General features: G+C 63.8%; 20 protein-coding genes and 1 tRNA gene. 5 read left to right on the top strand and 16 right to left on the bottom strand.

Annotated elements, in window-relative coordinates:
- From NKH67_RS05780 to NKH67_RS05835, 12 genes are all read right to left on the bottom strand, one after another.
- Complete coding sequence (locus NKH67_RS05780; protein ID WP_352469506.1) at positions 1-1,629, bottom strand: GMC family oxidoreductase; 1,629 nt, start codon at positions 1,627-1,629, stop codon at positions 1-3.
- Between the two features lie 12 nt (positions 1,630-1,641).
- Positions 1,642-2,403 carry a 3-ketoacyl-ACP reductase gene (locus NKH67_RS05785; RefSeq protein WP_352469507.1) on the bottom strand — a complete coding sequence of 254 codons (762 nt, stop codon included), beginning with the start codon at positions 2,401-2,403 and terminating at the stop codon, positions 1,642-1,644.
- Complete coding sequence (locus NKH67_RS05790) at positions 2,400-3,914, bottom strand: GMC oxidoreductase (RefSeq protein WP_352469508.1); 1,515 nt, start codon at positions 3,912-3,914, stop codon at positions 2,400-2,402. Before NKH67_RS05790 ends, NKH67_RS05785 begins: the two co-directional genes overlap by 4 nt.
- 5 nt (positions 3,915-3,919) lie before the next feature.
- Entirely contained in the window at positions 3,920-5,035 is a 1,116-nt protein-coding gene (locus tag NKH67_RS05795) for an ABC transporter ATP-binding protein (protein ID WP_023675366.1), read from the bottom strand.
- Between the two features lie 4 nt (positions 5,036-5,039).
- Positions 5,040-5,984 (bottom strand): carbohydrate ABC transporter permease, encoded by a 945-nt coding sequence (locus tag NKH67_RS05800; protein ID WP_352469509.1) that lies wholly within the window; start codon positions 5,982-5,984, stop codon positions 5,040-5,042.
- Positions 5,981-6,940, bottom strand: coding sequence for a carbohydrate ABC transporter permease (locus NKH67_RS05805; RefSeq protein WP_352469510.1), 960 nt, complete (start codon positions 6,938-6,940; stop codon positions 5,981-5,983). The genes NKH67_RS05800 and NKH67_RS05805 overlap by 4 nt, the downstream gene beginning before the upstream one ends.
- A gap of 144 nt (positions 6,941-7,084) precedes the next feature.
- Positions 7,085-8,338, bottom strand: coding sequence for an ABC transporter substrate-binding protein (locus NKH67_RS05810; RefSeq protein ID WP_031194023.1), 1,254 nt, complete (start codon positions 8,336-8,338; stop codon positions 7,085-7,087).
- 59 nt (positions 8,339-8,397) lie between these two features.
- Positions 8,398-9,909 carry an aldehyde dehydrogenase family protein gene (locus tag NKH67_RS05815; RefSeq protein WP_352501929.1) on the bottom strand — a complete coding sequence of 504 codons (1,512 nt, stop codon included), beginning with the start codon at positions 9,907-9,909 and terminating at the stop codon, positions 8,398-8,400.
- Positions 9,910-9,923: 14 nt separating this feature from the next.
- Positions 9,924-10,700, bottom strand: coding sequence for an enoyl-CoA hydratase/isomerase family protein (locus NKH67_RS05820; protein WP_352469513.1), 777 nt, complete (start codon positions 10,698-10,700; stop codon positions 9,924-9,926).
- Entirely contained in the window at positions 10,693-12,294 is a 1,602-nt protein-coding gene (locus tag NKH67_RS05825; protein WP_352469514.1) for an acyl CoA:acetate/3-ketoacid CoA transferase, read from the bottom strand. The genes NKH67_RS05820 and NKH67_RS05825 overlap by 8 nt, the downstream gene beginning before the upstream one ends.
- Entirely contained in the window at positions 12,291-13,307 is a 1,017-nt protein-coding gene (locus tag NKH67_RS05830; protein ID WP_352469515.1) for a Gfo/Idh/MocA family protein, read from the bottom strand. Before NKH67_RS05830 ends, NKH67_RS05825 begins: the two co-directional genes overlap by 4 nt.
- Positions 13,304-14,359: a LacI family DNA-binding transcriptional regulator gene (locus tag NKH67_RS05835; protein ID WP_352469516.1), complete on the bottom strand. Its 1,056-nt coding sequence runs from the start codon at positions 14,357-14,359 to the stop codon at positions 13,304-13,306. Before NKH67_RS05835 ends, NKH67_RS05830 begins: the two co-directional genes overlap by 4 nt.
- A 242-nt stretch (positions 14,360-14,601) precedes the next feature.
- On the opposite strand from NKH67_RS05835, the gene NKH67_RS05840 reads away from it, so the two are divergent.
- Both NKH67_RS05840 and fcl read left to right on the top strand, forming a co-directional pair.
- Positions 14,602-15,756 carry a dihydrodipicolinate synthase family protein gene (locus NKH67_RS05840; protein ID WP_352469517.1) on the top strand — a complete coding sequence of 385 codons (1,155 nt, stop codon included), beginning with the start codon at positions 14,602-14,604 and terminating at the stop codon, positions 15,754-15,756.
- 162 nt (positions 15,757-15,918) lie between these two features.
- The gene (fcl, locus tag NKH67_RS05845; protein ID WP_352469518.1) at positions 15,919-16,881 is read left to right on the top strand and encodes a GDP-L-fucose synthase; all 963 of its coding nucleotides are present in this window, start codon (positions 15,919-15,921) and stop codon (positions 16,879-16,881) included.
- A 66-nt stretch (positions 16,882-16,947) separates the two neighbouring features.
- On the opposite strand, the gene NKH67_RS05850 is transcribed toward fcl, so the two are convergent.
- Both NKH67_RS05850 and cpdR read right to left on the bottom strand, forming a co-directional pair.
- Positions 16,948-17,022: transfer RNA gene (locus NKH67_RS05850), tRNA-Val, on the bottom strand.
- Positions 17,023-17,126: 104 nt separating this feature from the next.
- Positions 17,127-17,489: a cell cycle two-component system response regulator CpdR gene (cpdR, locus tag NKH67_RS05855; RefSeq protein ID WP_006199474.1), complete on the bottom strand. Its 363-nt coding sequence runs from the start codon at positions 17,487-17,489 to the stop codon at positions 17,127-17,129.
- Positions 17,490-17,642: 153 nt separating this feature from the next.
- On the opposite strand from cpdR, the gene NKH67_RS05860 reads away from it, so the two are divergent.
- On the top strand, positions 17,643-18,584 hold the full coding sequence (locus tag NKH67_RS05860; protein ID WP_352448235.1) for an N-formylglutamate amidohydrolase: 942 nt from the start codon (positions 17,643-17,645) through the stop codon (positions 18,582-18,584).
- Between the two features lie 328 nt (positions 18,585-18,912).
- On the top strand, positions 18,913-19,686 hold the full coding sequence (hisN, locus tag NKH67_RS05865; protein ID WP_352469519.1) for a histidinol-phosphatase: 774 nt from the start codon (positions 18,913-18,915) through the stop codon (positions 19,684-19,686).
- A 145-nt stretch (positions 19,687-19,831) separates the two neighbouring features.
- On the opposite strand, the gene NKH67_RS05870 is transcribed toward hisN, so the two are convergent.
- Together NKH67_RS05870 and NKH67_RS05875 are read right to left on the bottom strand one after the other, a co-directional pair.
- Positions 19,832-20,290: a styrene oxide isomerase gene (locus NKH67_RS05870; RefSeq protein WP_352469520.1), complete on the bottom strand. Its 459-nt coding sequence runs from the start codon at positions 20,288-20,290 to the stop codon at positions 19,832-19,834.
- A 138-nt stretch (positions 20,291-20,428) separates the two neighbouring features.
- Complete coding sequence (locus NKH67_RS05875) at positions 20,429-21,403, bottom strand: alpha/beta fold hydrolase (protein WP_352469521.1); 975 nt, start codon at positions 21,401-21,403, stop codon at positions 20,429-20,431.
- A gap of 475 nt (positions 21,404-21,878) precedes the next feature.
- Between NKH67_RS05875 and NKH67_RS05880 the strand changes: the two genes are divergently transcribed.
- Complete coding sequence (locus NKH67_RS05880) at positions 21,879-22,343, top strand: Hsp20 family protein (RefSeq protein WP_023675381.1); 465 nt, start codon at positions 21,879-21,881, stop codon at positions 22,341-22,343.
- The last annotated feature ends 30 nt before the right edge of the window (positions 22,344-22,373 follow it).

The following is a 22,373-nucleotide window of genomic DNA, read 5'->3' on the forward strand; positions in this document are numbered from 1 at the left end:
TCATGCCGCTCGGTTGGTGGAAAACACCGCCGGCGGCAGCGGCTCGCGGCCAAGGATCAGATCGGCGCCTTTTTCGCCAACCATGATCGTGGGGGCATTGGTGTTGGAGGAGGGGATGCGCGGCATCACCGAGGCGTCGCAGACGCGCAGGCCCTCGATACCGCGCAGCCTGAGATCTGGCGTTACCACGCTCATCGCATCGTGGCCCATGCGGCAGGTGCCGACCGGGTGGTGGTCGGTCTTGGAACTGCGGCAGGCGTAGTCGAACAGCTCGTCGCCGCTCTGCAGGTCGGGTCCCGGCAGTACCTCGCGCAGTACATAGGGCTGCAGCGCTTTCTGCCGCATGATCTCGCGCGCCAGCCTCAGCCCCTTGATCGACATGTCGCGGTCATAGGGATCGGACCAATAGTTCGGATCGATCAGCGGGCGGTCGGCCGGGTCGGCACTGTTCAGCCGCACGGTGCCGCGCGAGCGCGGGCGCAGGAAGGCCGAGTTCAGTGTCACGCCCGGATTGTTCAGCTTCTCGACGCCGGCCTCGATGCCGGAGCCGAGGCCGAGATGCAACTGGATATCGGGAGAGGCGGCGGTCGGATCGGCGTACCAGAAGCCGCCGGTCTCGAACAGGCTGGAGGCTACCGGGCCTTTCTTCAGGAGCAGATACTGCAGCCCGGCCCACGCCGTCCAGTGCAGCTTGGCGTAGTTGTCGTAGGTGTGATCGCCGGTGCATTCGGCGATGACGAACAGGTCGAGATGATCCTGCAGGTTGGAGCCGACGCCGGGCAGATCGTGCACCGGTGTCACGCCGACCGCCTTCAGATGGTCGGCCGGGCCGATGCCCGACTGCAGCAAAAGCTTCGGCGAGCCGATGGCGCCGGACGAGACGATCACCTCGCGCTCGGCGCGCAGGATCGTTGGCTGGCCGCCCGGCCTGTCGACGATCTCGACGCCGACGGCGCGGCCCTTGTCGACGACGATGCGCGTCACCAGAACGCCGGTCCTGACGGTGAGATTCTTTCGCTCGCGGATCGGCCGGAGATAGGCGACAGAGGCGGAGGAGCGCTTCGCGTCCTTCTGCGTCAGCTGATAATAACCGACGCCCTCCTGGGCTACCCCGTTGAAGTCGGGATTGAAGGGGATGCCCATCTCCTGTCCGGCACGGAAATAGGCCTCGCAGATCGGCAGCGGCGCGATCGGGTTCGATACGCCGAGCGGGCCTTGGTCGCCGTGGAAATCGTTGGCATAACGCTGGTTGTTCTCCGCGCGCTTGAAATAGGGCAGCACGTCGCGATAGCCCCAGCCGGCAAGGCCTTCTTCCTTCTCCCAGGCGTCGTAGTCGCGGGCGTTACCGCGCGTGTAGATCTGGGCGTTGATCGAAGAGCCGCCACCGATCACCTTGGCCTGCGTGTATCGGAAGACACGGTCCTGCATGTGCTTTTGCGGCACCGTCGACCAGCCCCAGGCGGCGATGCCCTTGGTCATCTTGGCGAAACCGGCCGGCATGTGGATCAACGGATGCCAGTCCTTGCCGCCGGCTTCGAGCAGCAGCACCTGATGCGACGGATCTTCGCTCAGCCGGTTGGCGAGTACGCACCCGGCCGGGCCGGCGCCGACGATTATGTAGTCGGTCATGGCGTCACCTGTTCATAGCCTCGGCACCGACAGCGCGCCGTCGATATTGATGACCGAGCCGGTCGAAAAGCCGAACTTGCCGCCGGCGAGCGCCGCCACGGCGGCACCGATATCTTCGCTCTCGCCCCAGCGCATCGCCGGCACCAGCCCGCCGTCGATCAGCCCGTCATATTTGGCGGTCACACCGGCGGTCATGTCGGTGCGGATGATGCCCGGGCGCACCTCGAACACGGCGATATTTTCGGCGGCGAGCCGCAGTGCCAGGTTCTTCACCCACATCGAAAGCCCAGCCTTGGAGATGCAGTAATCGGAACGTTCCGGCGAGGCCATGGCGGCGCTGACCGAAGTGATGGTGATGATCGATCTCGCACCATCGCTTGGCAGGCCGAGCATCGCTTTGGCGACGGCCTGGCTGAGGAATACGGTGCCGCGCAGATTGATGCCGAGCACCCGGTCGAAATTTTCCGGCTTGAGCTCGAGCAGATCGCCGCGCAGGACAGTGCCGATGCCGGCATTGTTGACCAGGCAGTCGATGCGGCCGAAGGCGCTTGTCGCGGCATCAATCAGCGCTGCGTGGCCGTCGAGGTCGGCGATGTCGCAGCTGACATAGGCGAATTTCGCGCCGCGCCCGGTGATGTCGGCGGCGAGCCCGTCTGCGGCTTCGTCAGCAAGGTCGGCGACCAGAATATCGAAGCCGGCGCTGGCCAGCGCCTCGGCACAGGCAAGGCCGATGCCGCGCGCGCCGCCGGTGACGATCGCTGCCGGGCGGCTCATGTTGCAAGCTCCGTCTTGCGGATATGATCGGCGACGCGCAGCGCCTGTGCGGCGATCGACAGCGCCGGATTGACGGCGGCCGAATTCGGCAGGAAGCCGGCATCGACGACGAATAAATTGCTGTGGTCGAAGGAGCGGCAGAACGGATCGAGCGGCGAGGTCGCTGGATCGTTGCCCATCTTCACAGTGCCGCATTGGTGCGAGGGCGTGCGCTTGTCAAACGGACGCGACAGGACGATCGGATAGCCGCAGGCGCGGAAATTCTCGCGCATCACCTTGGTCAGTCCGTCGAGCGACTGCATGTTGGAGCGCCGCCACTGCATGACGATGTCCTTGCCGTCGATCATGATGCGGCTCTCGGGATCGGGCAGGTCCTCGCACATCAGATACCAGTCGACGGCGCGGCCGGCCATGAAATCGAGCGCGAATTTGGGCGCGCGCCTGACATTGGCCTTGAGGATGTTGCCGTCGATCTTGCCGAGGAGCTGGACATTGCCGAGCGGCTTGCCGCCCTTGCCGTCGGACAGATAATAATCGTTCAGCATCAGCGTCTTCTGGTAGACGGATTTGTTCCGGCGGCGTGGATCGATCGCCAGCATGGCGCTCGAATTGTGGTTCATGAAGTTGCGGCCGACCTGGTCGGAGCGGTTGGCCAGGCCTTTGCCGCCGCCTCTGCCCTGAGGGGTGGGCGAGCGCAGCAGGATGGCGGCGGAATTGACTGCGCCGGCCGATAGGATGACCAGCTTCGGCGCGACTTTCTTCAGCGCACCGTTCTGGCCGTAATGGACGGTCTCGATCGTCCTGGCGTCCGGCGATGCCTCGAGATATTCGACATGGGCGCCGGTCTCAAGCCGGATATTCTGATCGGCAAGGGCTGCTGCCAACGGCCCGGATTGCGCGTCGATCTTGCCGGTCCCGGTGTTGGGAAACGCGTCCCACGGCGTGCTGCCATCTTTCAGCCAGGCTTCGATGTCGACGCCGAGCGGCAGCGATGCCGGATGCAGGCCTAGGCTCTTCAACTCGGCGCGCGCACGCGCGATCGGCGGCTCGTCTGGTACCGGCCCGAAAGGGTAGGGCGTAGAGTGGAACGGCTCGGTCGGGTCTTCGCCGAGTGCACCGCGCACGCGAAAAAGCTGCTCGGCCCTGGAATACCAGGGTTCGAATTCCTCATAGGAAAACGGCCAGGCCGGCGAGATGCCGCCATAGTGCTCCATCTCCGAAAAGTCTTCCCTGCGGTAGCGGATCAGCACAGCGCCGTAGAATTTCGAATTGCCGCCGACATAGTAGTAATTGCCCGGGTTGAAAGGCGCTCCGCCGGCCTCGAGCCACATCTCCTTCGGCCGATAATGACCATCGACGAAGATCGCGCGGGTGTCGCGTGTGTGCGGCGTTGCCGGCAGGGCTTCGCCGCGCTCCAGCATCAGGATCGAGGCGCCACTGCCGGCAAGGCCGGAGGCGATCGTGGCGCCGCCTATGCCGGAGCCGATGATGACGATGTCGGGATTTGTCATGGCCGTTAGACGATGCGTTTCTCGGTCGCCGGATCGAAGAACACCGCCTTGGTCAGGTTGAAGGCGAGCGGCGTGACCGTGCCGGGCTGGATTTTGGCATCGGCGCGCAGCCGCGCCACCACCGCCTTGCCGCCGAGATTGGTGACCGCGAACGTATCCGAGCCGGCCGGCTCGATGACCTCGATGTGACAGTCGGCGCGGGCGATGTTCGAGGCGTTGCGTTCGGCACCCTCGGGATCGGTCAGTGCTTCCGGGCGGACGCCGAAGATGATCGGTTTTCCCTGGAATGCCGACAGGCCGGCCGGCGCATTGCCCAGCGGCAGCGAGATCGGCTGGCGCGCCTCGCGCTCCATGACGACGGAGAAGCCGCTGCCGTTGCTGCCGATCGTCGCCGGGATCAGGTTCATCGCCGGCGAGCCCATGAAGTCGGCAACAAACAGGTTGACCGGATTGTTATAGATTTCGGCTGGCGTGCCGAACTGCTGCACCTCGCCGTCGCGCATCACCGCGATCTTGGTGGCCAGCGTCATCGCCTCGATCTGGTCGTGGGTGACGTAGACGATGGTGGTGCCGGTGGTGGCATGCAGGCGCTTGATCTCGATGCGCATGTCGACACGCAGCTTGGCATCGAGATTGGACAAAGGCTCGTCGAACAGGAACAGCTTTGGATCACGCACCAGCGCCCGGCCCATGGCAACGCGCTGGCGCTGGCCGCCGGAGAGCTGGCTTGGCTTGCGCTTCAGCAGATGGCCGATCTGCAGGACCTTCGCCACCTTGTCGATTGCCTTCTGGCGCTCGCCGGCCGGCACGCCGCGCATCTCCATGCCGAAGGCGATATTGCCGGCAACCGTCATGTTCGGATAGAGCGCGTAGCTCTGGAAGACCATGGCGATGTCGCGCTTGGAGGGGTGGAGATCGTTGATCGTGCGTCCGTCGACGCGGATTTCCCCTTCGGTGATGGTTTCCAGGCCGGCAATAGTGTTGAGCAGCGTGGACTTGCCGCAACCGGAAGGCCCGACCAGCACGAGGAAGCCGCCCTTTTCCAGGTCGAGGTCGATGCCTTTCAGGATCTCGACCGCTCCGAAACGCTTCTTCAGCCCGTCAATTTCCAGAAAAGCCATGCGATTATCCTTTGACGGCGCCGGCCATCAGGCCGCGCACGAAATAGCGGCCGGCGAGCACGTAGACGAGGAGCGTCGGCAGCGCGGCGATCATCGCCGCCGCCATGTTGACGTTGTATTCGACGACGCCGGTCGAGGTGTTGACGACATTGTTCAGCGCCACCGTCATCGGCATCACGTCGCCTGAGCCGGCATAGGCGGAAGCGAAGAGGAAGTCGTTCCAGATGTTGGTGAACTGGTAGATCACCGTCACCACGATGATCGGCAGCGAGTTGGGCAGCATTATGCGCCGGAAGATCTGGAAGAAGCTGGCGCCGTCGATCTGCGCCGCCTTCACCAGCTCGTTCGGAAACGCTTCGTAATAATTGCGGAAGAACAGGGTGGTGAAGCCGATGCCGTAGACGACGTGAACGAACACCAGGTTCACGGTCGGATTGCCGAAGCCGAAGGTGAGGCCGGTCGCGTTCTGCAGCTTGACGCCGAACCGGCCGAGGCTGCCGAGGATCGTTGCCATCGGCAAGAGGACGGACTGGAACGGAATGAAGCAGGCAAACAGCATCAGCCCGAACACCAGCGTCGCCCCGCGAAAGCGCCACTTCGTCAGCACATAGCCGTTGAGCGCGCCGAGCAGGGTCGAGATGATGACGGCCGGAACCACCATCTTGATCGAGTTCCAGAAATAACCCTTCATGCCGACGCAGGTGAGACCCGAGCAAACCTCGCTCCACGCCCTTATCCAAGGTGCGAAGGTCGGCTCCTGCGGCAGCGCCAGCATGTTGCCGTTCTGGATTTCGTCCATGGTCTTGAACGAGGTCACAAGCATGACGAACAGCGGCATCAGATAGAACAGCGCGAACAGCGCCAGCAGCCCGTAGATGACAATGCGGTTGACCGTCCTGGCGCTGATACCGCCAGTGCTCTGGCGAGTAGGAGTGGCCACGGCGCTCATCGCGGCTTCTCCCGAAGCTCGGAATAGAGATAGGGAACGATGATCGCGGTGATGGTCATCAGCATGATCACGGCGCTGGCCGAGCCGACGGCCATCTCGTTGCGCTTGAAGGTGTACTCATACATGAAGTTGGACGGCAGCCAGGCCGAACCGCCCGGCCCGCCGCTGGTCAGCGCGACCACCAGATCGTAGGATTTGATGGCGAGATGCGCGAGGACGATCAAGGCGGACAGGAAGATCGGCCGCAGCAGCGGGATGACGATGCGACGGTAGAGCTGGAAGGTGGTGGCGCCGTCGATCTGCGCCGCCTTCAGGATCTCGCCGTCGATGCCGCGCAGGCCGGCCAGGAACATCGCCATGATGAAGCCCGACGCCTGCCAGACGCCGGCGATGACCACCGTGTAGATGACGAAATCCTTGTTCTTGATCCAGTCGAAATGGAAGCTCGTCCAGCCCCATTGGTGCAGTGTCTGCTCGAGGCCGAGGCCGGGGTCCAGAAACCATTTCCAGGCAACGCCGGTGACGATGAACGACAGTGCCATCGGGTAGAGGTAGATCGGCCGCAGCACACCTTCGCCGCGGATCTTCTGGTCGAGCAGGATCGCCAGGAACAGGCCGAGCGCCAGGCAGATGGAAATGTAGAGGAAGCCGAAAATCCCCATATTGGTGATCGACGTGTACCAGGAGGACGGCGGATCGCTTTCGAAAGTCCAGCGCCATAGCCGCTGATAGGCGCGTGGCCCGGTGATCGCATAGGAGGGAAAGGTCTTGGAATTGGTGAAGGACAGATAGATCGTCCACAGGATGAAGCCGTAGACGAAGACGATTGTGGCGGCGAAGCTCGGCGCCAGCACGAGCTTCGGCAGCGCATTCTGAAGGCGCGAGCGCACCGTGGCGCCCGGACGGGCATCGTGCTCCGGCGTCAGCGTGATACTGGTTTCAGCAACTGTGCTCATCTGTCCATTCCGTATGGCGGGTCCGGAATTCTGCTGTCTCGGGCTCTGCGGCACGAAAGCGTGCCGGTCGGCGCAACCGCAAAACCTCGCCGCAGGGGATCTCCCCGGCTTGCGCCGGGGAGATCATTCACATGGGCGGGTGCCTTACTTGGCGTCTTCGATCGCGCTGACCAGTTGGGTCACGGCCTCGTCCGAGGTCTTGATCTGGCCGTGCACGAATTTCGAGACGACATCCTTGTAGGCGTTGGCAACCGCGGGAGGCGCGCCATAGCCCTGCGCCAGCGAACCGAACAGCGTGCCGCCTTCATTGGCGGCCTTCAGGTCGGCCATGCCCTTCTTGCCGCAAGCGTCGAAGTCGGTGTCCGGCACGTCGGTGCGGGCCGGGACAGAGCCCTTGACGACGTTGAAGGCCGACTGGAAGCTCTTCGACAGCGTGGCGGTGGCCAGGGCGATCTGGGCGGCCTTGCGGTCCTCCGGAACGTTGAACATGCCGAACATGTCGGAGTTGTAGACGACGCTGCCGTCGGTGCCCGGGAAGCGGTAGCACAGGAAGTCGGTGCCCGGGACCTTCTTGGCGGCGTTGAATTCGCCCTTGGCCCAGTCACCCATCACCTGCACCAGCGCATCGCCCTTGATGACCATGGCGGTGGCGAGGTTCCAGTCCCGGCCCGAGAAGTTCGGGTCGACATAGGTGACGAGCTTGGCGAGATTGTCGAACGACTTCTTCATCGTGTCGGACTTCAGCGACTCCTCGTCGAGGTCGTTGAAGGCCTTCTTGTAGAACTCAGGCCCGCCGGTCGACAGCACGACTGAGTCGAACATTGTCGCTTCCTGCCAGTTCTGGCCGCCCAGCGCGAGCGGGATGACGCCCGCCGCCTTGGCTTTGTCCAGCAACGCAATGAAGTCGTCGAAGGTCTTGGGCTCGGTGCCGCCGATCTTGTCCATCACCGCCTTGTTGATCCATAGCCAGTTGACCGAGTGGACATTGACCGGAGCCGCGACCCACTTGCCGTCATAGACGGAGAATTTCTGCAGGGCCGCGGGAACGGACTTGTCCCAGCCTTCCTTTATCGCCGTCTCGGTCAGGTCGCCCATAACGCCGGCTGCGGCGTAATCGAGCACGGTATAGCCAAGCATCTGCGAGGCGGTCGGGTAGTTGCCCGCTGCCACCATCGCCTTCAGCGCGGTCATGGCAGCGTCGCCGCCGCCGCCGGCCACCGGCACGTCCTTCCAGGCAAAGCCTTCCTTGGCCAGATCCTGCTTGAGCACGTTCAGAGCGGCAGCTTCGCCGCCCGACGTCCACCAATGCAGCATCTGGACTTCCTTGACGTCCTCGGCATGGGCCGCGAACGCAACGCCCGATGCGAGAGCCGTCCCGATAAGCAGTTTGCGCAACATGTACTTCCTCCCTTGTTGAACTTACACGACCGGCGGATGCCCGCCGGGTTCTTCCCAACTCAGCCGACCCACCATCCGGTGCGCTGGCCGCGATGAAACTGGATTGTCTTTTCCTCGGTATAATCCTCGACGGCGCGCTTGCCGAGTTCGCGTCCGAGACCGGACTGCTTGTAGCCGCCGAAAGGCAGCTCGGGGTAACCCTCCATGAACGTGTTCACCCAAACGGTTCCCGAACGCACATTCCGCGCCACCGACATGCAGGTATCGATGCTGGCGCTCCACACGCCCGCCGACAGACCATAGGGCGTGTTGTTGGCGATGTGCAACGCCCTTTCAATCGATTCAAAAGTCAGCACCGAGAGCACCGGACCGAACACTTCCTCGCGTGCAATGGCCATGTCTTCGGTGACATCGCGAACGATGGTCGGATCAAGATACTGGCCGGCGCTCGAAGCAAGCTGATTGCCGCCGCTACAGATCCGGCCGCCGCCGTTTTCCGCTGCCGTCACGTAGCCGGTGACCTTGGCCATATGGTCGGCGGAGATCATCGCGCCAACCTTGGTGCGGTCGTCGAGCGGGTCGCCGACAACCACCTTGGCGGTGAGGGCATTGACGGCGCCGAGGAACTCGTCGGCGATCGCCTCATGGACGATCAGCCGGCTGCCGGCATTGCAGCATTCGCCGGCATTGAAAAAGCCGCCGAACACCGCTGCGTCGGCGGCGGCCTCGAGGTCGGCATCGGGAAAGACGATCTGGCCGTTCTTGCCGCCGAGCTCCATCGCGACTTTCTTCAGCGAGTTGGCGGCAGACGCCATGGTCATCTTGCCGACGCGGGTGGAGCCGGTGAACGACACCATCTCGACCAGCGGATGGCTGACCATCGGTGCGCCGACATCGGCGCCCAACCCGGCAAGGATGTTGACGACGCCATCCGGCAGGCCGGCCTGCATCAGGATCTCGCCGAGCACAAAGGTCGAGGCCGAGGTCATCTCGCTCGGCTTGACCACCGCCGTGCAGCCGGCGGCGAGCGCGAAGGGCAGCTTCTGGCTGACGATAAGGAACGGGAAATTCCACGGCGTGATGATGGAGACGACGCCGATCGGTTCGCGCAACACGACGCCGAGCATGGCATCGCCGAGATTGGCGTAGCTTTCGCCGTGAAGCGTGCGGGCAAGTGCCGCGGCATAACGCCAGATATCGACGGCGCCGCCGATCTCGCCGCGCGCCTGCGCAATCGGCTTGCCGGATTCCAGTGCGTCGAGCCGGGCAATCTCGTCCAGCCGCGCCTCGATCAGGTCAGCAGCCTTGAGCAGGATCGCGGCGCGCTCGGCGGCCTTCATGCGCGGCCACGGGCCGGTCTCGAAGGCCCTGTGCGCGGCCTGTACCGCAGCCTCCACGTCCGCCGGGCCGGCTTGTGCATAGCGCGAGACGGTGAAGCCGTGGCCAGGGCTGCTGCGCTCCAGCGTGCGGCCGTCCTGGGCGTCGACGAACCTGCCGCCGATCAGCAGCCGGTAGCTTTTCGGCGCTGCGGCTGCCTCGGCGGGCATGGCGATGTTGAGAGGTGCGTTCATGTGCGTTTCAGGTCCTAAGATCTTGAGAACGCCGGTTTCTGCTTGGCGTTGAAAGCATCGACGCCGGTCCTGAGATCGCTTGTCAGCGCGATGAAGCCGCTGGCCAGCGCTTCGGTCGCGGCAGCACTCTCTTCGCCCTCCGCGATGGCAATCATCAGCTTGGCGGCTTCGGTCGCGAGCGGGCCGCGCTCGGCGATCTTGCCGGCCCAGGCCTTGGCTTCAGCGAACGCCTTACCGGTCTCGACCACCCGGTCGACAATCCCCAGAGCAAGAGCCTCGGTAGCCAGAAACACTTCGCCGCCGAGCGCCATCCGCCGCACTGCCTGCGCGCCGAAGCGGCGCACGGCGCGCTGGGTGCCGGACCAGCCGGGAACGACGCCGATCGAGGTTTCGGGGAACCCCAGCTTCACCTGTGTTTCCGCCACGCGGAAGTCTGCAGCGGCCGCCAGTTCCAGCCCGCCGCCCAGCGCATGGCCGGCAAGCACGGCGATGGTCGGCTGCCGCAGCCGCGCCAGTCGGTCGAAGACGCGATGGCCGTAGCGCACCCATTGCACCTGGAAATCGGCGGCGCTCATTTCCGCCCAAGCCTCGACATCGCCGCCGGCGCAAAAGCCCTTGCCTTCGCCGCAGATCAGCACGACGCGGACGCCGGTTGCTGTCTCGGCCTCGTCGAGTGCCGCTTCCAGCGCCCGCAGCATCGGAATATCGAGCGCGTTGAATTTCTCCGGCCGGCGCAGTGTGACAATGCCGATGGGGCCGTCGGTTTCAAAGATTACCAGACGCTCAGCCATGTGCGCCTCCAAGCGATGCGCCGCCATTGAGCGACAGGCCGATCGGCCGGTCCCGGTAGAGCGCATCCGGTGTAATTTTCAGCTCGTTGGCGACGGCGAGCGGGATCTCGGCCTGCGCCAGCACATCGCGCTCAAGGTCGATGCCCGGCGCCAGCTCGGTCACCATCAGCCCTGCCGGTGTCAGCTTCATCACGCAGCGCTCGGTGACATAGGTGATATCCTGTCCCTGCGCGACGGCACGCTTGCCCGAGAAGGAGATATGCTCGACCTCGCCGACGACTTTCTTGACCTTGCCCTCCTGGTCGATGCGGATGCCGCCACCGGCAAGCGACAACTTGGCGCCGGCATTGAAGAAACCGGAAAAGACGATCTTCTTCGCTCGCGCGGTGATGTCGACGAAGCCGCCGGCGCCGGCGGTGACATGCGGCCGCGCCGAAAGCTTCGAGACATTGACCGAGCCGTGCCGGTCGATCTGCAGGAAGGACAGCAGCGAGGCGTCGAAGCCGCCGGCCTGGAAATAGATGAACTGGTGCGGCGAGGGCATGAAGGCGTCGGCATTCGACGAGCAGCCGAACTTGAAGTCGAGCAGCGGCACGCCGCCGACCGCGCCCTGTTCTATGACCCAGGTGACCTTGCCGTGCTGGCCTTCCTCGATAAGGATGCGCGGCACGTTGGCCGAGATGCCAAAGCCGATATTGACCGCCATGCCGTCGGCAAGCTCCATGGCGACGCGGCGCGCAATGACCTTCTGGACGTTCATCTCGGCGTTGCGAAAGCTCGACAGCGGCCGGAAGATCTCGCCGGAGATGGCCGGATCGTAGGGCGTCAGCGTCGTCTGCAACTGGTCGGGCGCCACCACGATATGATCGACCAGCACGCCGGGCACGCGCACATCGTGCGGCTTCAGCGTGCCGTTCTCGACGACGCGCTTGACCTGCGCGATGACGATGCCGCCATTGTTGCGGGCGGCCAGCGCCTGTTCGAGGCCGCCGAGATAGGCACCCTCATGCTCATAGGTAAGGTTGCCGCGCTCGTCCGCCGTGGTGGCGCGGATGATCGCGACCTGCGGTACGATCGAGCGGAAATAGAGCCATTCCTCGCCGTCGAACTGCTGCACCGAAACGATCGGCTCGCTGGCGGCAGCATTCATGGCGCAACCCTGATGGCGCGGGTCGGCAAAGGTATCGAGCCCGACCTTGGTCAGCACGCCGGGGCGCTTGGCGGCGGCCTCGCGATGCATGTCGAACAGGATGCCGGACGGCACGTTATAGGCGGCGACCGTATTGTCGCCGATCATCTTCCAGATCTGCGGCGGTTCCGACGATGACGGCCCGGACGGATAGGAGCCGCACAAAGTGCGCTTCAACAGGCCGGGCTTGGCTAGATGGTCGATGCCCTTGATGCCGTACATGTCACCGGCGGCGATCGGGTGCAGCGTCGTGATGTCCCTGGGATGGCCTTCGGCGTCGAAGCGCTCGCCGATCGCGGCAAGCACCGCATCCGGGCAGCCGAGGCCGCTCGACGACGACACGGAAACGACCACGCCATCCCTGATCAGGCCGGCAGCCTCAGCAGCTGAAACGAGCTTGCTCACGCGGCGCTCCCGAGCTTCGGGTCGATGGCAACGGCGTTTCCGGACCTGGCCGATTGCAATGCCGCTTCGGCTGATGTCAGCGACCAGACGCCGTCCTCGCCGGTGGCGGACGGCTGGCCCTCGCCGCGGATCGCCGCGTGGAATTGGCGCAGCGAACGGGCATAGAGGTCTTCGCGGTCGAAGCTCAATTCCTCCTCACCCTGTGCCGTGCGAAGCAACACAGAGCCGAGCGGCTTCTGCGTCATCACGTCCTTGGCGATCAGCGAGCCTTCGCTGCCATGCACCTCGAAGCCGCTGCCGGCGAATTTGGTGGTAAAGCCCTCGTGCGACTGGGCGATGACGCCCGATGCGAAGCGCCAGAGGCACATGGCGCCGTCTTCCAGCCCGCCGGCGGCCATGCCGGCCGATTGCGTGAATGCCGAGATCTCGACCGGATCGTCGCCGAGCACGAAGCGCAGCGTGTCGGCATCGTGGACGGTGATGTCGAGCACCACGCCGCCGCCGGCGTCCGGCCTGGTGATGCGCCAGCCCTGCAGGTTTTCCGGCAGATAGACGGAGTGGAAGACGCGCGCGGCGATCGGCCTGCCGATGCGGCCGCCAGCGATCGCTTCGCGCATCGCCCGATGCGAGCCGGCATTGCGCAGATGGTGATTGGTGCCGAGCACGACGCCGGCGGCCCTGGCCGCCGCGACCATCTTGCGCGCGTCGGCGCTGGTCAGCGCCAGTGGTTTTTCGCAAAGCACATGCTTTCCCGCCTCGATGGCGGCGAGTGCCTGTTCGAGATGCAATTCGTTGGTGGTCGAGATGTAGACGGCGTCGATGTCGGAGCCGAGCAATTCATCAATCGTCGCGACCGCCGCCGGAATGCGGTTTTCCAGAGCATAGGCGGTAGCCCGCTCCGGGCTGGAGCTCATCACTGCGGCGATCTCGCCGTCCGGCTGCGCGCGGATGGCGCCGATCATGAACTGTCTTGCGATCGTGCTGGCGCCGATCAGCCCCCAACTGACGGTCATGCCGCGTCTCCCATTCCTGCGCAGCCATGCTCCTTGCGATCGGGGCCGCAGCTTTCCCTGACCACGAGGTTGACGGCGCCGATATGATCCTCGGCGCGCGTGGTGCGCGATTGGATCATCTTCAGCACGACATGGGCGGCGCGCTCGCCGAGGCCGGCGGTGTTCACCGCGACGCTGGTCAGCGCCGGCATATAGTGCTCGGCCTCGGCGACGTCGTCGAAGCCGACGACGGCAAAGTCCGCGCCGGGTTCCAGGCCGCGCTTGCGCAGCGCCAGCAAGACGCCGAAGGCGACCGCATCGTTGAAGCAAAGGGCCGCGGTCGGCGGCGCGGCCATGGCAAGTGCGGTTTCCAGGCAGGCAATACCGCCCTTGCGGCTGGTTTCGCCCTCGAAGACCAGCCTGTCGGCCGGATCGATGCCGAGCGCTTCACAGGCCTCGCGAAAGCCCCCCAGGCGTTCGTGATAGACGACAAGGTCGGACGAGCCGCCGAAGAAGGCCAGCCGGCTGTGGCCCTTGCCGATCAGATGGGCGGTGGCAAGATAAGCGCCGCGATGATTGTCGGGCGTGATCACCGGGATACGGCTTTCGGGGAGGCGGCGCATGACGAAGACGACCGGAACGCCTGCGGTCTCAAGGCGGCGGAACGCGCCAGGCGTGGTGCCGCGCGCCGGCGACACGACGAGCCCGGCGACACCCTGCTCCATCAGCGATTTCAGAACCTCTTCCTGGCGCACCGGGTTTTCGGCCGTATTGGCGATGAAAGGCACGACGCCGGCCGACTGGAAGACGCGCTCCATGCCGACCGCGAGCTCGGCGAAAAACGGATTGGTGAGATCGTTGATGACCATGCCGATGACGTTGGAATGGGCCTTGCGCAGATTGGCGGCGCCGCGGTTGTAGACATAGCCGACGTCCTCGATCGCCTTGCGCACCTTGAGCGCGGTTTCGGGCCGGATCAGCCCGCTGCCTTGCAGCACCAGCGATACCGTCGATTTGGACACGCCCGCCTCACGGGCGATGTCGAGTATCGTTGCCTTGGCCCGGCTGGCCATCCAGATCTGTCCTCCCGGTGGTTTCTCGTGCGATTTTATTGGAACGATCTAATCCATGCGGCGCATTTAAGTCAATCGCGTTTTTGCGAAGCCGGGAAAAATGCGGCTCCGCGGCGCAATCCTCCGGCAAGCAGGGCTTTCGGCTACTGCGATGCAGCAATTTTCGCTGCACGAGGCAGGGGGCAAAATATCTTGATTTGTTGGAACGTTCCATTTAATAGGCATTGGTAAGGGAGAGAGCCATGGACATCACCTTGCCCGGGGAAGGCGCCGGCCGTGTCCGCTACCGGCTTGTCGGCCAGCCGGTGCAGCCTGTGGCCAGTGCTCGCTTCTCGCGCATCGCCTACGCCGCCGCCCATGTCGTTGCCGATCCCCTCGCCATGACCGATCCGTGGTCGAGGCCCGCGGTCGACTGGGACAAGACGATGGCGTTTCGCCATCACCTCTGGCGGCTTGGCTTCCGTGTCGCCGAAGCGATGGACACCTCTCAGCGCGGCATGGGTTTCGACTGGGCGAATGCCAAGGAATTGATCCGCCGCTCGATCAACGAGGCGCGCAGCGTCGAAGGCGCCGATCTTGCGTCGGGCGCCGGCACCGACCATCTGGCGCCGGGGGGCGCCAGCAGGCTAGACGATGTCATCGCGGCCTATGAAGAACAGCTCGGCTTCATCGAAGGGCTTGGCGGCAAGGCGATCATGATGGCCAGCCGGGCGCTGGCGGCGGTCGCCAAAGGCCCCGACGACTATATCGGCGTCTACGACCGCATCCTGTCCCAGGCCTCCGGCAAGGTCATCCTGCACTGGCTGGGCGACATGTTCGACCCGGCGCTGAAAGGCTACTGGGGCAGCAGCGACCTCGAAACTGCGCTGGAGACGGTGGTCGCGATCATCGAATGCCATGCCGGCAAGGTCGAAGGCATAAAGATATCGCTGCTCGATGCCGGCAAGGAGATTGCGCTCAGGGATCGGCTGCCCGAGGGCGTGCTGATGTTCACCGGCGACGATTTCAATTACCCCGAGCTGATCGCCGGCGACGGCAACAGACATTCGCACGCGCTGCTCGGCATTTTCGATGCCATCGCGCCGGTCGCCAATGCGGCGCTGGCAAAGCTGGCCGACGGCGACCGCGCGGGCTACGACGCGCTGATGGCCCCGACAGTGCCGCTGTCGCGCAAGATCTTCGAGGCGCCGACCGAATACTACAAGGCCGGCATCGTCTTCATGGCATGGCTGAACGGCCATCAGGAGCATTTTTCGATGGTCGGCGGCATGCAATCGGCGCGCGGCGTCCGTCACTATGCCGATGTCTTTCGCCTTGCCGACCAGGCAGGGTTGCTGGCCGACCCCGGGCTTGCCATTGCCAGAATGACAAGCCTGTGCGCGGTAGCGGGCGTCTGATCGCGAGCGCTACAGCGTCCGATCCAAAGGTTGCTTCGGGTGGCTTTGCGATTTGCCTTGTCTGGGCAAATCTGTATGCGGTATGCGTCCGGCAACAGAGAAGCCGATCCGGCGCTCCGCCGGCCAACTGGCATAGCTGCCGTTCTGCATTGGGGTAAGCTGATGACCTTCGACCTTCAGGGTAAGCGCGTTTTCGTGGCCGGACATCGCGGCATGGTCGGCTCGGCCATCCTGCGCAGATTGGCCGACGAGGATTGCGAGGTCCTGACCGCCTCGCGCGCCGAGCTCGATCTTCTCGACCAGGCCGGCGTGCGGCGTTGGATGTCAGACCGCAAGCCGGATGCAGTGGTGATGGCGGCGGCCAAGGTTGGCGGTATCCTGGCCAACAACAGGCTTCCGGTCGATTTTCTGCAGGACAATCTCGTCATGCAGAACAATGTCATCGACAGCGCCTTCCGCAACGAGGTGCAGAAGCTGCTGTTTCTCGGTTCATCCTGCATCTATCCCAAATTCGCGGCGCAGCCGATCTCCGAGGACGCGTTGCTGACAGGGCCGCTCGAACCCACCAACGAATGGTATGCGATCGCCAAGATCGCCGGGCTGAAACTGTGCCAGGCCTATCGGCGCCAGTACGGCGTCGACTACATCTCGGCGATGCCGACCAATCTCTACGGCCCGGGCGACAATTTCGACCTCAATTCCAGCCATGTCGTGCCCGCTCTGATGCGCAAGGCGCACGAGGCCAGGCGCGCCGGCCGCAAGAGCCTGGAGGTGTGGGGATCAGGCACGCCGATGCGCGAATTCCTGCATGTCGACGACGCCGCCGACGCGCTGGTCTGGTTGCTGAAGAATTATTCGGGCGAGAGCCACATCAATGTCGGCTCGGGGGAAGACATCACCATTGCCGATCTTGCCCGCACCATCGTGTCGGTCGCCGGCGCCGATGCCGCAATAACATTCGATGCGACGAAGCCGGACGGCACGCCGCGCAAGCTGATGGACGTGTCGCGTCTGTTCGCCACCGGCTGGCGCCCGCGTTACTCGCTGCGCAGCGGGTTGGAACAGACCTATGCCTGGTTTCTGGAGCACGTCGAGACCGGCGATCTGCGCCTCGGTGCGGCCTGAGGCCGGTATTGGCCGGGAACATCAGTCGACGAAAAATACCGACGGCCAATTGAGGGATTATTTGGATGGTGGGCGTGACAGGGATTGAACCTGTGACCCCTGCAATGTCAATGCAGTGCTCTCCCGCTGAGCTACACGCCCATCCGAAGCCGCGCATACACCATTTTTGGTTCGGCACGTCAATAGCGGGAAAAGGGAAAGAACGCCTGGCTTGCGGCGTCGGTCAAGACGCGACAAAAAGCGCGTCAGGCGGCCTGCAGCATCTTTTCGACCTCGTTGACGAGGTCGCGCAGGTGGAACGGCTTCGATAGCACCTTGGCGTCTTTCGGCGCCTTGGAATCAGGGTTCAGCGCGACGGCGGCGAAGCCGGTGATGAACATCACCTTGAGGTCGGGATCGATCTCCGTGGCGCGACGGGCGAGCTCGATGCCATCCATCTCGGGCATGACGATGTCGGTCAAAAGCAGCGAAAAAGGTTCCTCGCGCAGCCGCTCATAGGCGCTGGCGCCATTGTCGAAATCGCTGACCTGATAACCGGCGCGCTCCAGCGCCTTGACGAGGAACCGGCGCATGTCGTCGTCGTCTTCCGCCAGCAGAATGCGTGCCATGTTGTCCCGTCCGAATCACCCAACCGACAATGCCGTGCGGCAAGCCCGTTAACCATGCTGTATATGAGGAGGTGACGGTAAACATCAAGTGAACGTTGGCCGCACAATCCTGATTTGGCTGGCGCTTCGGCGGCTGGACATGCGGGCGGCGAGGTGGCACTTTCCCATCATGATGCATTGGTATTCCCGGGTTCGTTCAAATTGAAAACGGCAGCCGAGGATTTTTCGGTCGTTCCACCCTTCGAAATCCGATCGGGCGCCGAACAGCGCGTTCCCTTCCTCTTCAACTCGCCGCATAGCGGCCGCTACTATCCGGACCGGTTCATGGCTATGGCCAAGCTGGACCGCAACGCCATCCGCCGCTCCGAGGACTGCTATGTCGAGGAATTGTTCGGCGGTGCCGTCGCGCTCGGAGCGCCGATGCTGGCGGCAAACTTCCCGCGCGCCTATCTCGACGTCAATCGGGAGCCGTGGGAACTCGACCCGCGCATGTTCGCCGAACCGGTGCCGTCATTCTGCAACATCCGCTCGGCGCGGGTGGCCGGCGGGCTCGGCACCGTGCCCAAGCTGGTCGGCGAGGGGCTCGACATCTATTCCGGCCGCTTGCCGCTGGCGGAAGCCGTGGCGCGCATCGAAGCGGTCTACAAGCCCTATCACGAGACGCTGAAACGGCTTTTGACCAGAACCCATGCGCGCTTCGGCTACGCCGTGCTGATTGACTGCCACTCGATGCCGGCAAGCATAAGGGTCGGCGACAGCGGATTGCGGCCGGATTTCATCGTCGGCGACCGTTTCGGCATCTCGGCCGCGGCGGCGTTGACCGAGACGGCGATCGGCCTGCTCACCGGCATGGGCTACAGCGTCGCCCACAACAAGCCCTATGCCGGAGGCTTCATTACCGAGCACTATGGCCGCCCCGTGCGCCATCTGCATGCGCTGCAGATCGAGGTCAATCGCGGGCTCTACATGAATGAGCGGACGTTCCAGAGATCGGCTGGTTTCGACGCACTGGCCGACGATCTGGCGCGGTTTTCGGCCGAACTGATGGCGATGCCCGATCACAATTTCATGGATCTGCCGCTGGCCGCCGAATAGCCGCGGAATCGCGGTACTCGCCGCTCATGCGGCAGCGTAAAAAAAGACCGCATCGTTTGCACGACACGGTCGAAGTCTAGGGAGGAAACGCCCAAGGAGGGCATGGACAGGAACCCCTGTCCGAGAACAAACGTATTGTGCGCTGCACAAATGTCAAGGCGCGTTCCGGCTTTTTTAATTCACTGTGAAGTGGAAACTGCATTTCCATGACGACGGCGTTGCATTCGAGCAACAGTTGGCACCATGCGAAAGGCTCCGAACGCCCTTGTTTCGGCATAAATCCGTAGGCAAACGGGTATCTCCAAACATGCTGGAGCGGGAGAATCAGTTGGACATCAGCATCGAGTTCATGCGGCGCATTGCGCGTGCCGCCGCAGCGGAGACCTTGCCGCGCTTCCGCAGCCAGGGCGCGGTCACCAACAAGGAGCGCGGCAGCTTCGACCCGGTCACCGAGGCCGACCGCGAGGCCGAGCGCGCCATCCGGGCGCTGATATCAGCGCAATACCCCGATCACGGCATTCTCGGCGAGGAACATGGCAGCGAAAACATCTCCAGCCGGCATGTCTGGGTGATCGATCCGATCGATGGAACGCGCGCCTTCATTTCCGGCCTGCCGGTATGGGGCACGCTGGTCGGGCTGACGGTCGACGGCGATGCCGTCGCCGGCATGATGTCGCAGCCCTTCACCGGCGAGTTGTTCTACGCCAATGCCTCCGGCTCGCATTATGAAGGTCCCGGTGGCCCCCGAAAACTCGCTACGCGCAAGACGACGAATCTCGCCGAGGCGACGCTGTTCACCACCACGCCGGCGCTGTTCAAGGGAGACGCGCGCCTGCGCTACGACCTGTTCGAGCAACAGGTCCAGCTCGCCCGTTACGGCACCGACTGCTATGCCTTCGCGATGGTGGCGGCGGGCAGCGTCGATATCGTTGCCGATCCCGGATTGAAACCGTACGACATCGTCGCGCTGATCCCGATCATCGAGAAGGCAGGCGGCGTTGTCACCACCTTCGAAGGCGGGCCGGCGGAAAACGGCGGCGACATCCTGGCGGCGGCGACACCGGAGCTGCACGCAGCCGCGATGGCGGCGCTGTGCGGCTGAGCATCCGGTGCACCCACGCGTCTGTTTTGCGCAAATCCGACGGAAACCGCGGTACGGTCCTAAAGCAAAGCGCGCCGCGTTTGAGTGAACTCATGTGACGCGCTTGTTTTATGCATGTTATCGCAAAACCGCTGCGCGACATGCATTAGCTGTCGGCAGGCCAAGCGTCCGAGAGACGCAGGCCCCACAAAATGAGCACGAAAGAGATGAGGCCGGTCGGCGCGGACGAATACGCCACACCTTTGATCACAGCTTCCTGAAAGGCACTTCCGTGGAAGGCTCCGGCCGCCAACGGCATAGTCTCGTTGCCGGCCGCCCAGGCGCTGGCGATCACGTAAGCGGCCAGGATCGCCAAAGCCGAATAGATCAGCAGCCAGAAAGCAATCCGCGACGTCGCCGCGCCGAGATTGAGCCTAGACCATGTGAGGCCTAGAGCCAGCAAGAGAACGCCCTCCAGGGCGCTGAGCGTGTGCGCGGACAGTCCGAGCCGCGGTGCGGCGAGATACGGTATTGCAAACCCTTCGAATGACGAAAACAGCAGCAGCGCGACGCCAATCTGCAGTAGCCGATGCCCCTGACGTGACAGCGTGTTCGATGCGTTCATGGTCCTTTTTCTCCCGGCGAATGGCCTCCATTCTCTTTGGCAGCAACCTAGCGCTCGATGCCTTAACGGGAATAAGGGGGCACGCTGCGTCGGACAAGCGACCCGTGCGGGCTTTGTTGGCGGGCGCCGGCGAAGCGGTCAAACAGCGTCGCCGGTTCCGGGGATGAAGGCATCGAATGCCGCAAGCAACTGCTCGCGATAGAGGTCGGCTTCCTGGAGGATCTCATGGCGGGCGCCGTCGATCATCACTAGCGAGCCGACGCGCAGACGTCTCGCATAGGCTTCGACTGCCCTGGTCGAGACGACCTGGTCGGCGCCGGCGGCGATCATCAGCAAGGGCACCTGGATCTTGGCCATGAAATCCGGGTCGCTGACGATCAAGGATGCCTCGGTGGCCGCCTTCAGCCAGCGGATCGTCGGTCCGCCGAGCGCCAGCTGCGGATAGGTTTCGTAGATCAGCGTGTTGCGCCGATAGCGTTCCGGGTCGCTGGTCAGCTTGTTTATGGCGAAGGGCACCGATTCCTTGGGCCGCGGCCCCCACGCGGCATAGAGCCGGCCAAGGCCGAGAAGGCAGAACAGCGAACAGAGGCGGCGGACGGTTTTTACCGAAACCGGCAGGTCCGGCACGGTGAAGAACGGTGCGATCAGCACCATGCGGCGCACGCGGTTCGCCATCGAGGGCGCGGCGAGCAGCGCAATCACCGCGCCGGCCGAGTGGGCCAGTATGTAGTAGGGCCCTCGGCAATCGGGCAGCACGATCTCCTCGAAGAACTGCTCCAGATCGCCGGTGTAGTCGAAGAAGCTCCGGACGAAGCCGCGCTGTCGGTCGCCGATCAGCCGGTCGGAAGCGCCCTGTCCGCGCCAGTCGAGGGTTGCCACGCCAAAGCCCCGGTCGGCAAGGTTGCGAATGGTCTCGAAATACTTCTCGATGCACTCGTTGCGGCCGGTCAGAACGACGACGGTGCCCTTCATCGGGCGGGCAACCGCGGCAAACAGCCCATAGCGGATCTTCTTGCCGTCGCGCGTGGTGAAGAAGCCGCCGGCCGCGTTTTCCGGCAGCGGATTGCCCGGAGTTTCCTGGAAGAGAGGGGGCTGGTGGAGAAGATCGGTCATGCGGTTTTTGGTTGGTGTCGGTGCCGGCGTGGGCGCAAGTCAGGCATAAACGCCCATGCGCCAAAAGCAAAGGAATTTGGGACGCCGGGGAGCTCGACCGCCAGGCAGCGAACAAGTAAGGCCGGAAGCAGCCTTGGCGTGCTTCCGGCCTCTGTCGACCGGGAGGAAGGGACGTTACACCCGGTTCGGCCTCGTCGTGTCGCCTTTTTCGCGACCTGTTCGTTATCTCGAGAACAGTTTTAATGCCGCCTGGCTGAACGCTCGCCGAAGCCACGGTTCATCTGCCGTTCATCGGCATCGGGACGTGGGCCGGGGACCGGTCCCGTTCGGACGCGGGAAAATCTTGAAATGCCGTCGCCGGCTTCCCAAATTTGTCATGCGGTCGCCAATGTCGGGGCCGCTGGCCCATCCGGAACGCCGTCACGGGTTTCGCACCGGCCATACGCAACCTTGTTGCTCAACAGGAGAACACACCATGCGTCACGTTGATTTTTCCCCGCTCTACCGTTCGACCGTCGGTTTTGACCGGTTGTTCACCATGCTCGATTCGCTTGCGCAGCCGGAAGGCCAGACGTATCCGCCTTACAACATCGAGCGCACGGGCGAGGATGCCTATCGCATCTCGATGGCTGTGGCCGGCTTCTCGGAAGATGAGATTTCGATCGAAGCTCACCGCAATGTGCTGACCGTCAAGGGTGAGCGCAAGGAGGAAGGCAATGGCGAAGGCTCCGAACTGCTCTATCGCGGTATCGCCAGCCGAGCCTTCGAGCGCCGCTTCCAGCTTGCCGATCACGTCGAGGTTGTCGGCGCCGCGCTGAAGAACGGCCTGCTCTTCGTCGACCTCAAGCGCAACATCCCCGAAGAGCTGAAGCCGCGCAAGATCGCGATCACCTCGGCTCCGGCCAAGGCCAAGCAGATCGAGGCCAAGACTGCCGCCTAAGCCAGGCAGCTAAACTCCGGGACGCCAACT

Origin of the sequence: Mesorhizobium sp. M0968 (assembly GCF_040319065.1) — a bacterium.
Taxonomy (GTDB): Bacteria; Pseudomonadota; Alphaproteobacteria; order Rhizobiales; family Rhizobiaceae; genus Mesorhizobium.